This is a genomic window from Actinopolymorpha sp. B11F2 (genome assembly GCF_040195635.1).
Taxonomy (GTDB): Bacteria; Actinomycetota; Actinomycetes; order Propionibacteriales; family Actinopolymorphaceae; genus Thermasporomyces.
This window is the reverse complement of sequence record NZ_JBEFTX010000012.1, coordinates 95,939-112,078: the sequence shown is the minus strand read 5'-3', so window position 1 is coordinate 112,078 and position 16,140 is coordinate 95,939. Positions and strand designations below refer to the sequence as shown.

The 16,140-nt window shown below is 64.1% G+C and carries 17 protein-coding genes and 1 pseudogene; 13 read left to right on the top strand and 5 right to left on the bottom strand.

Annotated elements, in window-relative coordinates; all coding sequences use genetic code 11:
• The first annotated feature begins 36 nt into the window (after window positions 1–36).
• Window positions 37–804, top strand: coding sequence for a helix-turn-helix transcriptional regulator (locus tag ABN034_RS21490; protein WP_349692786.1), 768 nt, complete (start codon window positions 37–39; stop codon window positions 802–804).
• An 88-nt stretch (window positions 805–892) separates the two neighbouring features.
• Here the strand turns inward: ABN034_RS21490 and ABN034_RS21485 are convergent, their stop codons facing one another.
• Window positions 893–1,423, bottom strand: coding sequence for a hypothetical protein (locus ABN034_RS21485; protein WP_349692785.1), 531 nt, complete (start codon window positions 1,421–1,423; stop codon window positions 893–895).
• A 205-nt stretch (window positions 1,424–1,628) separates the two neighbouring features.
• On the opposite strand from ABN034_RS21485, the gene ABN034_RS21480 reads away from it, so the two are divergent.
• The 6 genes from ABN034_RS21480 to ABN034_RS21455 all read left to right on the top strand — a co-directional run bounded on the left by ABN034_RS21480 (window position 1,629) and on the right by ABN034_RS21455 (window position 4,905).
• Entirely contained in the window at window positions 1,629–1,886 is a 258-nt protein-coding gene (locus tag ABN034_RS21480; RefSeq protein ID WP_349332202.1) for a metal-sensitive transcriptional regulator, read from the top strand.
• 33 nt (window positions 1,887–1,919) lie between these two features.
• Window positions 1,920–2,228, top strand: a complete 309-nt coding sequence (locus tag ABN034_RS21475; protein WP_349692784.1) for a rhodanese-like domain-containing protein — start codon at window positions 1,920–1,922, stop codon at window positions 2,226–2,228.
• Between the two features lie 19 nt (window positions 2,229–2,247).
• A complete protein-coding gene (locus tag ABN034_RS21470) occupies window positions 2,248–3,012 on the top strand; it encodes a sulfite exporter TauE/SafE family protein (protein ID WP_349692893.1) in 765 nt (254 codons plus the stop codon).
• 208 nt (window positions 3,013–3,220) lie between these two features.
• Window positions 3,221–3,577, top strand: coding sequence for a carboxymuconolactone decarboxylase family protein (locus tag ABN034_RS21465; RefSeq protein ID WP_349692783.1), 357 nt, complete (start codon window positions 3,221–3,223; stop codon window positions 3,575–3,577).
• Between the two features lie 347 nt (window positions 3,578–3,924).
• Complete coding sequence (locus tag ABN034_RS21460; RefSeq protein WP_349692782.1) at window positions 3,925–4,098, top strand: hypothetical protein; 174 nt, start codon at window positions 3,925–3,927, stop codon at window positions 4,096–4,098.
• Between the two features lie 93 nt (window positions 4,099–4,191).
• Window positions 4,192–4,905, top strand: coding sequence for a YciI family protein (locus ABN034_RS21455; RefSeq protein WP_349692781.1), 714 nt, complete (start codon window positions 4,192–4,194; stop codon window positions 4,903–4,905).
• A 932-nt stretch (window positions 4,906–5,837) separates the two neighbouring features.
• On the opposite strand, the gene ABN034_RS21450 is transcribed toward ABN034_RS21455, so the two are convergent.
• On the bottom strand, window positions 5,838–6,326 hold the full coding sequence (locus ABN034_RS21450) for a hypothetical protein (RefSeq protein ID WP_349692780.1): 489 nt from the start codon (window positions 6,324–6,326) through the stop codon (window positions 5,838–5,840).
• Window positions 6,327–6,631: 305 nt separating this feature from the next.
• On the opposite strand from ABN034_RS21450, the pseudogene ABN034_RS21445 reads away from it, so the two are divergent.
• Both ABN034_RS21445 and ABN034_RS21440 read left to right on the top strand, forming a co-directional pair.
• Window positions 6,632–7,514, top strand: a pseudogene (locus ABN034_RS21445) (IS5 family transposase); the annotation flags it as partial.
• Window positions 7,515–7,908: 394 nt separating this feature from the next.
• Entirely contained in the window at window positions 7,909–8,121 is a 213-nt protein-coding gene (locus tag ABN034_RS21440) for a tyrosine-type recombinase/integrase (protein WP_349692779.1), read from the top strand.
• Window positions 8,122–8,898: 777 nt separating this feature from the next.
• Here ABN034_RS21440 and ABN034_RS21435 read toward each other — a convergent pair.
• Window positions 8,899–9,228, bottom strand: coding sequence for a hypothetical protein (locus ABN034_RS21435; protein ID WP_349692778.1), 330 nt, complete (start codon window positions 9,226–9,228; stop codon window positions 8,899–8,901).
• Between the two features lie 11 nt (window positions 9,229–9,239).
• Window positions 9,240–10,334 (bottom strand): hypothetical protein, encoded by a 1,095-nt coding sequence (locus ABN034_RS21430; protein ID WP_349692777.1) that lies wholly within the window; start codon window positions 10,332–10,334, stop codon window positions 9,240–9,242.
• 405 nt (window positions 10,335–10,739) lie between these two features.
• Between ABN034_RS21430 and ABN034_RS21425 the strand changes: the two genes are divergently transcribed.
• The 4 genes from ABN034_RS21425 to ABN034_RS21410 all read left to right on the top strand — a co-directional run bounded on the left by ABN034_RS21425 (window position 10,740) and on the right by ABN034_RS21410 (window position 15,056).
• Entirely contained in the window at window positions 10,740–11,009 is a 270-nt protein-coding gene (locus tag ABN034_RS21425; RefSeq protein WP_349692776.1) for a hypothetical protein, read from the top strand.
• A 587-nt stretch (window positions 11,010–11,596) separates the two neighbouring features.
• Complete coding sequence (locus tag ABN034_RS21420; RefSeq protein ID WP_349692775.1) at window positions 11,597–12,694, top strand: MASE1 domain-containing protein; 1,098 nt, start codon at window positions 11,597–11,599, stop codon at window positions 12,692–12,694.
• A gap of 520 nt (window positions 12,695–13,214) precedes the next feature.
• On the top strand, window positions 13,215–14,204 hold the full coding sequence (locus ABN034_RS21415) for a hypothetical protein (protein ID WP_349692774.1): 990 nt from the start codon (window positions 13,215–13,217) through the stop codon (window positions 14,202–14,204).
• A 513-nt stretch (window positions 14,205–14,717) separates the two neighbouring features.
• Window positions 14,718–15,056, top strand: a complete 339-nt coding sequence (locus ABN034_RS21410) for a hypothetical protein (protein ID WP_349692773.1) — start codon at window positions 14,718–14,720, stop codon at window positions 15,054–15,056.
• Window positions 15,057–15,492: 436 nt separating this feature from the next.
• Here the strand turns inward: ABN034_RS21410 and ABN034_RS21405 are convergent, their stop codons facing one another.
• Window positions 15,493–16,026, bottom strand: coding sequence for a DUF4365 domain-containing protein (locus tag ABN034_RS21405; protein ID WP_349692772.1), 534 nt, complete (start codon window positions 16,024–16,026; stop codon window positions 15,493–15,495).
• Window positions 16,027–16,140: the final 114 nt, after the last annotated feature.

Sequence of the window (16,140 nt, the reverse complement as noted above, 5' to 3'; positions counted from 1 at the left end):
TATCCCGCCATGGACGCCGGGGGTGATCGCACCGGCATGATCGACGTACGGATCCAGCCGATCGCGCCCACGAGCATCCGCTGGCTCGACCGTGGCGACAGCATCGACACCCACCGGCACAGCGACCACCAGGTGGTCTACCCCGCCAGCGGCGTGCTGACCATCACCACCGACCGGGGCTCGTGGATCGCCACGCCGACCAGCGTGATCTGGGTGCCCTCCGGGGTCGCTCACGCGCACGCCGCCCACGGCGAGCTCGAGCTCCACCTCGTCGGCGTGCCCGCGACCACCGCGACCACCGGCCTCACCGAACCGGTGCTCCGCAGCGTCACGCCGCTGCTGCGGGAGCTGATCCTCGAGTGCACCCGGGTCGCCGAGGCCGACACGCCGCGTCGCCGACGACTTGTCGCTGTGCTCGTGGACCAGGTGCGGTCCGCGCCACCCGCGCACGGCCACCTGCCAGCCCCGACGTCGCTGCTGCTGCGCGACGTGTGCGGGATCCTGGCCCGCGACCCGGCCGACAGCCGTACCCTCGCCGCCCTCGGCCGTGATGTCGGCGCCAGCGAGCGCACGCTCTCCCGCCTGTTCCACGCCGAGCTCGGCATGACCTTCCCGCAGTGGCGCACCCGGCTGCGGCTGCACCACGCCCTCGAACTGCTGGCCGAGGGCGGATCCGTGACGTCCGTTGCCCACCGCTGCGGGTGGTCGTCACCGAGTGCCTTCATCGACGTGTTTCGCCGTGCGTTCGGAACCACACCCAGCGGTTACCGACGGCCTGCGGCCCGCGCGGCGCCGCGGACCTGACGCCCGTCCCGGTCGGGGCCCTGGTGCCGCGCGCTCGGCCGGGTTGCGTCGAGGCCGGCCAGGCGCTTCTGGGCCCCCAGGGCGAGGCCTATTGCAGCCAGGTCACCTCGTCGAGGTCTGTGGTGAGTTCGACCGCGCTCCATGCCGCCATGTCGCGGCGGCCAGGGCTTGCTCGAGAGATGGTGACAGTTGTCTGCCCAAGCTGCCGCTGCAGGTGCGTCGCGTCGACCTGCTCGGGGCAGAACCTGTCCCTGATGTCGGGAGCTTGCACGCAGAAGATGACGACAGGAAGTCCGTCCCTGGATGCGCCTTCCTTGGGGAAGAAGAAGACCGACCAGGACGTGGCCGGCGCGGTGGCCTCGTCGAACGTCATCGAGTCGGCGTCATCACTGCTGTACTCGTGGTCGTAGTCACGAGCGACGTCGTACCCGAGCGGGAGGGTCACCGGCAGGACGGGCCTGATCCCATCGACCTTGCTGAGTCGTTCCCTGACGACCTCGCGATCGTGCAGGTCAGGCAAGTCTGGGGTGCTCATGTCCTTCCAGATGGTGCCGCCGATGACGACCATGGCGACGACACCGCCTACTGCCCATGGCGATACCTGTCGAGGCGGGCTCACGCCGTGATGATGACAGCTCGGCGAACGGTCGGGAAGGTCCATGGGAGTCGCGGAGGTTCGGAGGACGCGGTCAGGTGCCTAGGCGCATAGGGGGTCCACCTGCCGAATTCGAGGGCCCCGCTCCGAGGTGGCAGATGTGGCCCGCAGCGGAATGTTCCTGCTAGTGTCGACGCTATACCCCCCGGGGTACCATGAAGGAGTGGACATGAACATGGATCCGAACCAGCTCGGAGATGTCGTCGCCCGACTGAAGCGAGTACAGGGCCAGGTCGGCGGGATCATTCGCATGATCGAGGAGGGTCGTGACTGCGCAGACGTGGTAACCCAGCTCGCTGCAGCGGCCAGAGCCCTGGACCGCGCCGGCTTCAAGATCATCGCGACCGGGTTGCGGCAGTGCGTGGTCGACGGCACCCGGCACGTGGACGAGGCCGAGCTGGAGCGGTTGTTCCTGTCCCTGGCCTAGAAGTCCCGACACGAACCCGACCCTGGAGACCCGATGGATCCACGTACCGCATTTGACCGTCGCGAGGAGCTCCAGTTCCTCGACGTCCGCGAGAAAGACGAATGGGACGCCGGTCACATCGAGGGCTCTGCACACATCCCGATGGACAGTGTTCCCGACCGGCTCGACCAGATCGACCGTGGTCGCCCGGTGGTCGCGGTGTGTCGCAGCGGCCGCCGGAGCGGACTGGTCGCGGCCTACCTCTCGCGTGCCGGTTTCACCGTCCACAACATGACCGGAGGCCTGGAGCAGTGGGAGGCCGAGGGCCTCCCACTCACCGGGCGCCGGACTCAGGCCGGTTGAGGCTCTTGCCGGGCCTCTCATTTGCCTGCTCGGCCTCCCCATCGGTGTTCTGCTCGGCCTGCTCGGCGGGGGCGGGTCCATCCTGGCGGTCCCCGCGTTGGTGTACGGCGTCGGCATGCCACTTCGTACCGCCATCCCCACGTCCCTCCTCGTCGTCGGGATCTCCGCCCTGACCGGCGTCTTTCCCCGCCTACGCGCCCACCAGGTGCAGTGGCGGATCGCGGCGGTCTTCGGGACCTCCGGGGCCGGCGCCGCGTTCGCTGGCGCCGCCGTCAACCGCCTCGTCCCACCTCAGATCGTGCTGCTCGGGTTCGCCGCCCTCATGGTCGCCGCCGGACTCCGCATGCTGCGCGAGCAGCCCGAGATCGGCGGCGACTGCGCCCTCCCCGGCGGCGGCGTCAACTGGCGCAGCTGCCTGCCCAAAGCCATCGGTGCCGGCGCTGGCGTCGGCTTCCTGACCGGACTGTTCGGCGTCGGAGGCGGGTTCGTCATCGTCCCCGCACTGGTACTCCTGCTGGGCCTGCCCATGACGGTCGCGATCGGCACCTCCCTGGTCGTCATCGTCATCAACGCGGCTGCCGGCTTCCTTGCCTACACCGGACACGCCGCACTCGACTACACACTCGCCGCCGCATTCACCGGAACCGCGGTCGTCGGATCACTTACAGCGGCCCGCGTCGCCACCCGACTGCCGGCACACCAGCTACGCCGCTGGTTCGCCTATCTCGTTCTCCTTGTCGCCGCGCTGGTCGTTGGCCAACTCATCGTGACTCCACACGGCTAGACCTGAAGATGGCCACGAGATAACGGGCCACGTCGAGAATCCGAGGCCCGACCGGTATGGCGGAAACCTGCGAAGTCCAGCTGCGGACTCATCCTGACTTGGCACAACCTCGCGGATTACTCACATCGCCAGGCCCGAACCAGGCCGTCCATAGGATGGAATCTCCGGCCGGCGCAGTCGAGATGCTACGGACAGCAGGTGAAATGGAATGACCACGGATTACGGTACGCACGTGCGGGAGGAACTGCGCGAGCTCACCCGTGAGCTGCGGCGGGCCATCCCGCAGGTATATGCCGGATACAAGCAACTGCACGACGGTGCGCTTGCAGCCGGTGCATTAGACGCCAAGACCAAGGAACTGATCGCCTTGGCCATCGCGGTGAGCAAGGAATGCGACGGCTGCATTGCGGCTCATGCACACGCCGCCGTCGAGCGGGGCGCGTCAGAGCAAGAGGCCGCCGAGGCGATCGGGGTGACGATCTTGATGAACGGTGGACCAGGCACCGTCTATGGGGCACGAGCATTCTCTGCATTCCGCGAGTTCGTCGCGAAGAAGGACCAGTGAGGCCGACGCATCTCCCGCCCGATGACGCCGACACGTTTCGGCCGGCCCTTGCGCTGATTACGATCGGCCGGCCCACTGGCTTGGCTACCGACCGAATGTGGGGCCGTTCGTCTTCGATATCCGAGCGCGCGCTCGGAGCCACCCAAGCGCCCGCGACCAGGAGCCAGGTAGGCACTCGTCGCGGGAGAGCCTTGCCGGCGAGTAGGGCGACGCCGATGAGGATCAGTGCCAAGGGGGCCAGTGTCAGCATGCGTGGACGGTACAGGTGTACCGCTGCCTCGTCCGGGCCATCGGCACTTCAGACTGGAGACCGTCTGCTTTTGCGGTCTGGGCCGATCGTGACCGGCGTGACGTTCGCGCTCATGTCCCTCGTGTTGTCCACCACCGCGCGGGCGAGCCCGCGAGATCGCCGCGATCGTCGCCTTCCTCGCCAGTCCCGCAAGCAGCTACATCAACGGCGCGATCCCCTCGCCAACGGCGGCGAGCTCAGCACCCTGCCCGGCAGAACGAAGAAGGCTTGATTCTTTGCCGTCAGCCTGTCGGATCCGGCGCGGGGCATTCGTAGTAGGAATGAGACGCGGCCGGAGGAGGCCGCGGAGACAAGGAGTCGTGAGATGGCGCGGTATCTGATCTCGTTCGAAGACGGCGCGATGGACTTCCCGGACGAGGACCTGCCCGATGTGGCCAAGGCCGCACATTCCGTCCGTGAGGAGGCCAGGGACGCGGGCGTGTTCGTCTTCGCCGGCGGGCTGGACTACGACGTGAAGCCCGTCGTAGTCGCCACTGACGGGATGGTCACCGACGGCCCGTACCCGGAGAGCAAGGAACTCCTCGGCGGCATCACCATCGTCGACGTACCCTCCCGGGACGCGGCCCTGGACTGGGCCGCGAAGGTCGCGGCCGGCTGCCGCTGTGCGCAGAACGTCCGTGCGTTCTTGCCGAAGCAAGGCCGCGACGAGAAGGCGCGGTACCTGATCTCGTTCGACAACGGTGCGATGGACCACTTCACCGAGGAGGACTGGCCCGATGTGGGCGAGACCTCCCACGCGGTGATCGAGGAGGCCAAGGACGCCGGCGTGTACGTCTGCGCGGGCGGGCTGGACTACAGCCCGGAGGACGGCAGTACGCCGGCGTGGGTCGGCACGGCGGCCACCGACGGGACGGTCACCGACGGCCCGCGCCCGAAGACCAGGAAACCCCTCGGCGGCTTCACCGTCGTCAACGTGCCCACCCGGGAGGCGGCCCTGGAGTGGGCCGCGAAGATCGCGGTCGCCAGCCGCTGTGCGCAGGACGTCCGCATGTTCATGCCCGACCCGGCCGTCGACTGAGATCCCGTTGACGGCGACGCCGCTACCGTTCCCACACAGGGCGGCTGTCCCGGTGCATCGCAACGCTGCAACTGCCGCCCAAGACGGGGGTAAGGCGGGGAGATGATCTTGATGGCCTTCGGCATGGCGCCTGCGACCTGGGCTGTTGAGCCTGCGAGGGACTTGAGGCGCGCAACTCGATCGCGGCCTGCTCGTCCGCTCCCCGGAGGTCGTCGACCGGGTGCGCACGGTCGCCCGGTGTTGCAGGTCGTTGGGGGCACGCCGTGGCCCGGGGCGAGCGAGGTATTACGAGTGGGACTTCGTGCGGGGGGCACCCATCGGTTCCGGCGTACCTGACTGTGGACTGCTCCCGGTAGGGGAGGGCCTTTGATGGCTGGTGAAGCCGTTCGGGCGCACGTCAGTGCCACGTCCGGCTGTTGAACCTTGAACGCCACGAGCACGATTGTCGAGGAGACTGCGTATGTCGGCTACGAGGTCGCGCATCTCAGCGGGAAGGTCCCGCTTTCCGTCGGAGTGGCGACGGTTGCGACCGATGCGGGCAGTTGCCACTATCCAAATGGCGGCGGTCCGACAGATCTCGATTCCGGTGCGCTGCAACTCGTGCGAGTGGATTACCTGTCGTCTGGCTTGCTCGTGCAACCTTCTGGCAAATGCTCGCGGCGCAACTTCTCCATCAAGCTCGCACGGGGCCCGGGCTCACCCTCTTCCACTGGCCCAGCCTAAGAGGCGTCAGGCCACCCCGGTCCAACATCCGGCCATGACCGCCAACGTCTGATATCTGTCGACTCTTGCGGAAAGGTTATGGGGATGCCCCGACGTCATCGAGGCATGCCCGCGGGCCCGGCCCGGCTCGAACCGGCCGCCGCCCGATCCAACCGCGGGCTCGTTCCTCCGGAGCGACCGTGCCTTGGGCGAGGACTGTCCGTCGCTCGCTACAGGCGCGTCCGTGCGGCTCGCCAGAGGTTCTTCACACCCTCGTACCAACCGAAGATGTATGCACCTTGAAGTGCGGGTGGCTGGTTGCGGAGTTCGTTGGATCGGAACTCCTTGGGCATCATGCTGTCGATCCAACCCTCGAGGGCTTCGGGATCGAAGTCGGAGACCGTCATGTGTTCCAGCGCGGACCAGCGCTCGTCGAACCCTCGGAGGTCTTCCAGGGTGGCGGTCTGCTGGGTCCAGGCTTGTCCGTCGCTACGGCCTCGGCCGAACCACTTGTCCCGGTCGTTTTGCTGGTGCCGCAGTCGTTCGACGAGGTGCTCCAGCTGCGACTCGTCCACCTGCAGCGGGCGGGTTTGCTCTTCGATCATGTCAAGCTCTCTCTCCAAGGCGATGGCGCAGACACGGGAAGCGTTGATGCGGTCGCGCTGCCGGTCCAGCCGTTCGTCCAACTCGTCCGGGATGCTGATGTTTCGCCGGGCCATGACCCCTCATTCACTCGCGAGATCTCAAAGCCAGCAGTGGTGTGTATATTGCGCAACGCTTCTCTATACACACTCCGCTGTCGCGTGGCGGCACGCAGACGGGACTACATGGGTGCGGGGACCGGCGAGCCGCCGACACATCGAAGAGCTGGTCGACCAACTGCAGGCTGGCAGCCTGAAACGGGCTGACGACCGGCCTCGGCGGCCATGGAAGCCACGGAGCATCACGCGTCGGCCTCCATGGAGATGCAGACCTAGGGCGTGTCCCCTAAAGATGTGGTGTGTGGTCGGCCAGTATTGGTTTCATGATCCGTTCGGGTGTGATCGACGATGGTTTGTGGTCTGTGATCGAGCCGGTTCTTCCTTGTGGGGCTGGGCGTCAGGGGCGTCCATGGAATGACCACCGGTTGATGTTGGAGGGAATCTGCTGGCGGTTCCGGACCGGCTGTCCGTGGCGTGACCTGCCAGCGGAGTTCGGGCCGTGGCAATCGGTGTGGAAGCGGCACCGACGGTGGTCTGCCGACGGAACCTACGACCGGATCTTTGCTGCGGTCCGCCTCGCGTGCCCGGATGCGGCGGGTGCGAAGGACATGAGGCGGCTGTTGAGCGCGGACTCGACCAGCGTGCGAGCCCATCAGCACGCCGCCGGCGCCCCCGGCCTAAAAAGGGGCTGAGTCGAGTTACAAGAATCTGCCGACCGAGCCTGATGATCATGGCTTGGGGCGGTCTCGGGGCGGGTTCACCACCAAGGTCCACGCGCTGGTCGACGCCGACTGCCGACCGATCACGCTGCTGCTCAGTCCCGGCCAAGCCGGCGACAACCCGATGCTGGCGCCGCTGCTGACCAGGCACCGGCTCTATGACCGCCGACCGTTCCGGCTGCTGGCCGACAAGGCGTACTCCCATCCATCCACGCGGTCACACCTGCGGGCGTTGAAGATCCCGCACACCATCCCCGAACGGATCGACCAACTCGGCCGCCGCAAGGCCAAGGGCTCAGCAGGCGGCAGACCCGCCAGCTTCGACCACCTGATCTACAAGTGGCGCAACACCGCCGAACGAGGCTTCAACCGACTCAAGCAATGGCGCGGCATCGCCACCCGCTACGACAAGTACGCCATCACCTACCTCGGCGGACTCACCCTCGCCGCCGCCATCCTCAACTACCGCCAGGGTTTAGGAGACACGGCCTACACCGTCGCGGAGGTCAGGAAGCTGCTGCGGGCGGCCCGTCGGGATCGGCTGGAGCATGCGTGGCATCTGGCGCTGCATGGTCTTCGGCGGGGAGAGATCGCGGGTCTGCGGTGGTCGAGTGTCGATCTGACGGCGGGCACGCTCGTGGTGGAGGAGTCGCGGGTGTCGGTGGACGGGCAGGCGGTTGCCTCGTCTCCGAAGTCGAAGCGCAGCACTCGCACGCTGCCTCTGACACCCGAGTTGATCAAGGTGTTGAAGCGGGCCAAGTGGCGCCAGCGGGCCGAACAGTTGGCGGTTGGCAGGGCGTACCGCGAATCCGGCTATGTCGCGGTGAACGAGATCGGGGAGGCGCTGCATCCCCGACACGCTGTCCGATCGCTGGTCGACCGTGGTTGGCGCCGCCAAGGTTCGTAAGATCCGGCTCCACGACGCGCGGCACACCTGCGGGACGCTGATGCATCTCCAAGGCGTTCCGATCGCCGTGATCGCCGCGTGGCTGGGTCACGCCGACTCCGCCTTCACGATGCGGACCTACGTCCACTCCCAGGACGAGGCGCTGCACAACGCGGCCGTACTGCTCGAGGATGTGACAGGTCTGTGACACATTCGAGGGAGTACAACCTTCGGCGCGGCCGTCACACCCCCTGACCTGCGGAAACGTTGGAGCCAGCGAGGGGAATCGAACCCCTAACCTCCCGATTACAAGGACCGGGCGAGCTGATTTCGTGCGGGCGAATCACGCTCTCTTAGTGGATTATCTCGCGTGCACAACATGAGCTACTGGTGACGGTCATTGGGGTCACACTGGGGTCACAAGCGCGCAACCGCGGCGGACCTGACCTACGCATTGCGAGACGGGGCCTGGCCGTTCCGTGGGTGTTCGTATCCGTCCGCGTGCCACCAGCCGGGCGCTTCCGCTGTCGTACTGGTCCGGCCGGGTCCGCCCGAGTTCGTCGGCGTTGCTGCTCACCTTGCTGCTCCACGTCCCCTGCCGGTACCCGCCGGCTGAAACATCCTTTCGGGGGCATCCCTCATGTCACGAATGCGCACTGTTCGTGGGAGTGCTGGCCGGTGGCCAGGCAGTGGTGGAACATGCCGAGCATTCGGCTGAACATGTGGTGTCGGGCTGCTGCGGCATGGCGGTCGCCTCGGTCGCGTTGTCGGCGGTAGTGGGCTAGGGCGCTCGCCTGGGGAGACGGTGAGGGCGGAGCATGCCCACTGGTAGCCGAGCGAGGCGAGTCGCTTGTTCTTGACCTGCTGGTTGAACACGGCCCTGCTCTTGCCCGACGCGCGGGTGGTGACTGCCTTCAATGTTGCCGAGGCGCGCTACCGATCCTTGCACCGCCCACACTGCCTGCCACAGCGGGATTCCGGGTCGTTAACTGAAGAGACCGCGCACATCGACTGGCGCCGACTCTTCCGGACTGGGCTTGTCTGCGCCCTCCGCAGCATCGGTCTGAGGGTCGTTCTTGTCCTCAGGATCCTGCGCATCCTCAACTTCCTCAGCTTTCTGACGGAGAAACTCGCCATAGAACGAGTTCGTCACGATGTCCCTTGCGGTCATACGCTCAGAGAGCATCTCCTCAGCGATTTCTCGCACAACTGGATCGCTGGATTCCCTTGCCGGCCCGAGCAGTTCCTCCCTCACTGTGCGCGCGGTTTCCCTCAGGTCGTTCAGCTGCAGGCGTAGGGCCTCTAGATCCGGCATGAATCGTACCCCTACCAATCCTTCTCAGGGTGGTCATATGGCGCTCTGATCGCCGCCAGCTTGCATGGCGGAGCATCGCCCTGCCCTGCGCCGAAGCTCTCGACATCTTGCTTAATCGCGGTGAGGAAGAGAGCGAATTTCTCGATCACGCTCCATATCTTGCTGAGCACCGCTGGTGCTCCCCCCGCTGCCGCCCTCGCTGCGGTAGCCACACCCATGGTGATGATCGTGTCGATGCAAAGAGTCGCCGCGTCGAGCACGAGTTGCCCATATGCGAATACAAACTCAGCATAGGCTCGGTAGGACTTGAACATATAGTCGTAGTAGTCCTCCTCAACTTTGTGGGCGGCAGCGAAATCCCTGAAGTACGCCACGGCCGCGGCATGCGCTTTACCGTTCCAATAGTCCTCGAGGTGTAGATACTGCATCAACTGGTCGTGGCGCATGGCTTCGACGGCAGCGCCGACACGCCGCCACGCCTTTGTCGCTTCAATCCACGCATCCCAGTCAGCCCAGAAGAACTTAACGAGTTCCTCAACTGGATCAATGCCGCCACCTGGCCAGTCGCTTGTCGCCCACTTGCAAAACTTTCGCGCCCAAGCGGTCGGGCTGGGGAGATCCGCCCACCAACCTATCTCCTCCTGAAGTTTGTGGAGGTGAATGCCGAGGTCGTCCCCGCGATCCTTCCTTTCAAGACGAAGGACATCATATGAGATCGAAGAGACGAAGAACCGTTGATATGGCTCGTCCTCATTAGCGTGGTTTGTCGGAGGGCCCGGAAGCAAGTCTTCTGTGTCGTAGGTGCGCTCGAGAACCTCCGCCTGCTCTCTCTCCGTTTGCTTGTAGAACTTCGCGGCGCTATGGAGCCCTTTCGAGCTTCCCTCGCCTAACCTGGACATGTGGCTGAGGCGAGTTAGCGTTTGGCTTCTCGCAACGTCTTGGAGCATCCGGCTGGCATGCCACAGAGTCGGTTCATGTGTGACAAGACCGCTTTCGCTAAAGACATAGCGATTCAAATAGTCCTTGATGAAGTCAACATCTCGGTCGTACGCCTCAAGCACCTCCGCATACTCCTCCAGCGCTCTCCAGTCGTAATAGACTGTCATGGCGATCCCACCCTCATAGAACCCTGCCACTCGCGGGCCCGCATCGAAAAGCATTCCCGAGAGGTCATGACAGCGAAGCCTTGCGTGTCTGGTGCCTTTCGTTCAAGACACTTCGGCTCCAGCCGAAACGACTAGACCGGCGCCACCCAATCTTGATCGGATGACGAGCGCGGGGACCGGAGTCGACACCGGTGGGTCGTAGCCGCCGTTGGGCGATGCACACCCCAATGTTTCAGCCTCGTCAGGCGAGGCCAAAGTGACGCAGTGACATAGAGAGAGTGTGGGAAGAACAGGAACCTGACGACTGTCACTCCTCTGTCACTCGCGTCTCCGCAGGTCAAAGGAGGTTGAGTGACAGAGTGACAGCTGTGACAGTGACCGCATGTCCCTTGTCACCAGGGCCGCATGCCTAGCGCCCGACGGCTTCCGGAGCGGTTGGTGTTAGGCAGGGGGACGGTCACAACGAACCGGCCCGTACGCAGCGACTTCCACGCTCGGCGCTGCTCGACGACCTCGCCGCCGTGCTCGGTGACGAGCCCGATCGAGAACATCCAGGACGTGCTCGGGCACAGCTCGCCCACGATCACGAAGCTGATCTATGTCGAGGTCACCGAGCGAGTCCAGCGCGGTGCCGTTGACCGCCTGGACTACCTGTTCGAGGACGCTGACGGGTGACGTTGGGGTCAACTGCTGGGGTCACGGGGCGGTCCGCGATGGGCCGCCCCTTACGTTTGCCCAGGTCAGAGGTGGAGCCAGCGAGGGGACTTGAACCCCTAACCGCCCGATTACAAGTCCCTTAATGATCATGCTGGAGGGTACACACCGATGCAGGTTCCCTTATCTGTAAGGGATTCGAGTCCGTGAGCGTCCACGGCCGTACGGACGTTCGTGCAGGTCCTTGTGACAGATCTGTGACACCTACCCGCCTCCGACGCGATCCGGATGCTGTCTGGCCCACCTGCGCATTACGAGGCAGCGCGGAGGCTGTTTCGAAGTGGTTGGGACATCTTCTGCAGGCGTGGGCGGCATTGCTCGTGTGGCTCTTGAACGGGACTGTACGAGCGGGAATCGAGTCAAGAATTGAGACCACCACGTCGGTGCAGCGAGCGAACCTTGTCGACGTATGTGGTGAACTGTGTGCCTGGGTGGGCGGAAGTGGCGTTAAGGTACAGCAGGGTAAGGAGAACGGCTCCGGGCGATCGGTGGTGCGCCGTCTGACCTGCTGCTGCAGGGATCGGGCGGACGAGCGTAGGCTCGCGTGCATGACGGCAGGCCAGCCTTCCCGTCGGCGTCGCCTCACGACCGGGCTGGCGATCCTTGCCACGATGGTGGCTTACTTCCTGACGGCGTTCCCTGGTGTAGTCCAGCAGCTCGGCGCGTCGGGCCAGGCTAGGTTGGTGTGGCCGTCGAGCGGGCTGGCGCTGGCGGCAGTCCTGATTCTGGGCGTGCGGGTGTGGCCGGGCGTGGCGTTGGGCTCCTTCCTGACGGCCGTTCAGTTGGTGGGCCACGGTCCACTGGTCGCGGCGGGGTTCGCGGTCGGAACTACGGTCGGAACCTTGGTTGCCTACGTCCTCCTGCGTCGGGCTGGATTCAAGAGCGATCTGGCCCGGGTGCGAGACGCGTTGGCTCTGGTGCTGTGTGGTGCGGTGGCCGGGATGGCGGTGGGCTCGGCCATTCGCAGTGGGGTTTTGGTACTGGCCGGCGTGGAGTCGACCGGTGAGTATTGGGTCCTGGTCGCTCGGAGTTGGCTTGGGACGGGGCTCGGCGTCTTGGTCATCACCCCGTTCCTCCTTGTACTCCGCGGCGTGGCGCGGCGTCCGACTATTTCCCTTTGGCGCCTTGTCGAGGCGTTGGGCCTGGTTCTGTGCACGGTGGGCGTGACGTGGGTAGTCACCACTGGAGAGGGCAGGCAGGGCCTCTTCCTGGTCTTCCCGCTGCTGATCTGGGCGGCGTGGCGCTTCCAGCTCTACGGGGCCGCGCCCTGTGTTGTCGCCGCCTCAGTTGTCACGGTGTACGCCGCCCTGCAAGGGGCAGGTCCGTTCGACGGAGGCGACCCACAGTCCGCGCTCGTCACGGCCCAGGCGTTCGTCGCGGCGATCGCTGCGACCACGCTCTTCCTCGCTGTCGCGGTGACGGAGCGCAACGCCGCTCGCGAGGAGATCGACATGGCCTGTCACGACCTCGTGAAGGTCGTGAGCATCCTCGACGAGCGACTCCGACCGCATGACATCTTGACCCTCGACGCGGCTTACGGTCCTTCGCAAGACCTCGATCCGCGTACCGAGGTAGGCAACAGCACCACCGACATTGACACCCAGGAGACCCGCACCGAACCGATCCGGCATCAGCCGCAGGAATGAGTGGCCAGATCGGCGGAGACGGCGCGGGTCGCTCGAGGGTCGGAGGGTTTGGCCGGTGTCCTGGCTTGGTCCGGGAGGTCGGGGGCCCGTAGCCTTGCCCGGCGCGGTGGGCAGCTCGCTGCCCGACCGTTACCGCCCACCGTGGGGCCCCCGGCCTTCGGGACCCGGACCAAGCGAGGTGGCTAAAGCCTCCGACCCGCCCCGGCCACCGCCTGGTCGTCGACGAACGGTGCCGACGCTGTGAGGGTCGTCAGTCTTCTGGCGGCCCTTTCTTCGCGCCCAGCCGGGCCGGCCGACCGGGCGCCGTCAAGGCGCGGAGGGTAGGCCGGCCCCGTTGGGCGGGCGCGGCGGCCCGTTGGGGCCGCCCTTGAAGACGTAGAGAAACTCATCACAGGAGTCGATCAAGGCGGTTACGATCTTCGTGTCGGCGGGCACGGGCTCCCAAGAAGACAGTCCAGGAGCGGGGGCCTCCGGTAGTTCGAGTTCAGCTAGCGAGCTGTTGGCTGAGGGGAGTGCGCCAATGTCTGGTGGGTTCGAATTTCAGCCGGTGGCCAATGGCATGGACTTTCTTCAGAGCGCCATTAGACACCTGGAGGATGCGGAGGAACCTACCAGTCTGAAGTATGCAGTGTTGCACCTTCATGCCGCCGCGGAGGTCTTGCTCAAGGTACGCCTAATGCGGGAGCACTGGGCTCTCGTGTTCAGGGACCCGGGCTCAGCGAAGCGTGACGCTCTACGGCAGGGTGACTTCCAAAGTGTAGGGATCGATGAAACAATAGTTCGCCTTCGGGGTACGGCTTCTGTTGAGTTAGATAAGTCGGCTATTGACCATCTGAAGCGCCTCGGCAAGGAGCGAAACAAGCTTCAGCATTTCGGCTTCGAGGGCAACCAGTACGCCATAGAAAGTATTGCAGGCCAGGCGTTGGATTCGCTATTGCACTTTGTCGTTGATCATCTGGTCCCCGACGCCCCGAATGATGAGACGGAGATATTGAAGGAGGTTCGCGAGCTGATCGAAGGCGCTCTGGAGAACATCGAGTCCCTTGTCGAGGCCAGATGGGAGAGGATCACCCCTCGCCTCGAAAGTTGTGCCGATGAGGTGATCGCATGTCCACAGTGCACCAATATGGCGCTCTGGCTAAGCGACAACGACTTCACATGCTTCTTTTGCGACAAACACTGGGGCGATGTTGATCCCTACGAGGTTGCCTCCGAGTACGCGGGAAACATCCTTAACGGATCGCAACACCTCGCCGCCAAAGGCCGAGGGTACTGGCCCGTATATACATGCCCAGAATGTGATCAGGAAGCGTTCGTCAGTGGCATGGTTCTTCGGAGTGAGCGAGATACCGAAGCATATGCTTGCTTCAGTTGTAAGCTAATCACCTCTTCTGATCGGTTAAGTACGTGTAGCGATTGTGGTCGATACATGCTTGTCGCAAGCCAAGAGCAGGAGGACTACGACCCGTTCTGCAGTTCATGCTGGGAGTACCGCATTGGCAAGGATTAGCCATTGATCGCGATTCCTAGGTGGACTAGAAGCTTGCCTAGGCAAGCGATTAGTCGAAGTGATACTCTCCCGGCTTGAACTCTCTTGAATATGGTCGGCCTGAGTATTTATGCGACGGCGCGCACGGATAACCGTCTAGGTCTAGTCATCTGTGTTCGATATATGCATCTCGTCTAATGGGTGACATCGAAGGGGGTCGTCCACCCGAAGTGGCCTACCTGGAGTGTGACGAACAGTGCCCTCGACAATCACTGCGCGACCTTCGTTGTGCCATTCCCAAGCTTTCCGATATTCGGGCAAAGTTAAGCGGACCACGATCTCTCGCGGCCTTCCGTCCCGTACGGTTGAAATGCCGATCTCCCCATAAGGATCGTCGGACTTCTCATGTCTGAGCTGCACGATTGGACCGGAGAACACTTGTTTCGGATTAACCGCCTGTCGCCGGAGTTTGTCTGCGGTACTTCGGACGAGGCGCGATGCGCCGGCATCAATGGAAACTGACGGAGGTAGGGTTTGTGGCGCCCGAAAGGCGGGCGCCCAGTCGATCCTTGTCTCGAATTGCGCGACGGCAGGTTCTTCAAGTATGCCGGCCAAGGCTACGCAGAATTCGCGGCTAACTCCTCGGTAGACGAGCTCGTGGAGGTCGTTGGTCGTTGGCATGTGCGACGGCTCGACGACGAGCTCATTAACGGCGTGCATCGACTGTGCAAAGGTGCGAACGATTCGACGCTCAAATGGCTCGGGTGGCGTGCGGTGAAGGGGTACTACAACCTCATCATCGATCGACATTTGCTCGTGTTGATCGAAACCTTGTGGCTCGCTGAGTGGAACAAGTATCGGTATGACGAATGAGCCGCTTTCAGTGTGCGCCATCAGCGTTCTACGAATGACTTGATCCCCGATGCGAGAATAGCCCCTTCCTATGTGGGCTGTTTCTTCCCGGGCGGTTGTTGCGGTGGCTCGGAGCATCGTCCGAGCAGATGAGACAATGGTTTCGGCAGTATCGAGGGGGATGGTGTCTGAAATTTGATACTCATGCGCAGCCCGAAGGTACGTGATGTCGTGCAGGAGGTGCGAAACCGAGTGGGCAACCGCGGATGCAGTTTTCTGCTCAGCGGCTGCGACCCGCTCTATCACCCCGCACATCAGGTCAGGGTCGGACACATTTGGGACGCCAATGCGCGATCCGTTCTTGGTCCATAGAGCACCAGCGGGTCCGCCTGGCTGCTCAGCCCAGCCCATGAACCGCAGGTAGGCGCGCAGGTCGCTTACGTGGGTTCGCGCGAGGTCAGCCGGCATGACCTTCCTCCGGAATGGTAGGCATGAAGCACATCTCCACGTCAGTCGCCCACTGGCGGAGGGTCTCCGCAGTGAATCGCTGGTGTTTGGGCACCACGATATTTTGACCCTCCGACAAGGAGTCCACACGAACCCAGAAGGCTGCCGCTCGGTGAAGTGTGCCGTCGAGCCGGTGGTCTAGCCAGCACCGTTGGTCGTCCGGATCGACGATGAGGAGAACGAAGTACACCGGTAGCTTTGAGGAGGTCCACTTGTCGCGCCATGCAGGCTCGACGGGCCAGGTTGCCGTGTTCCCGCCGTTGATCTTGAACTGCCCTGTGCACTTGACCTGGATCCGGGCTGCGGCGGCTGCGAACTCGACTGTTCCATCGATTGCAAGGGCGTCCTCGTCGACCGACGTCTCGTTGAAGCCGATGCCCGCCTGGCTGCAGATTGACCGGAAGTAGGCAACGCCGAACCTCGCCTTGGCCGCGCGGGTGCCAAGGGTCGCTATGGTCGCCTCCATGCCCTGATCGTCGAGCATGCACATAGTCTGACAAACCACGGTCACGAACGGTCTTGATTCGGTTGCTCGACGTGTTCACATCGCGTCCGATTTCGGCAGGCCTGGGTACCTGGGAGTAACTTGCGGCTTCTG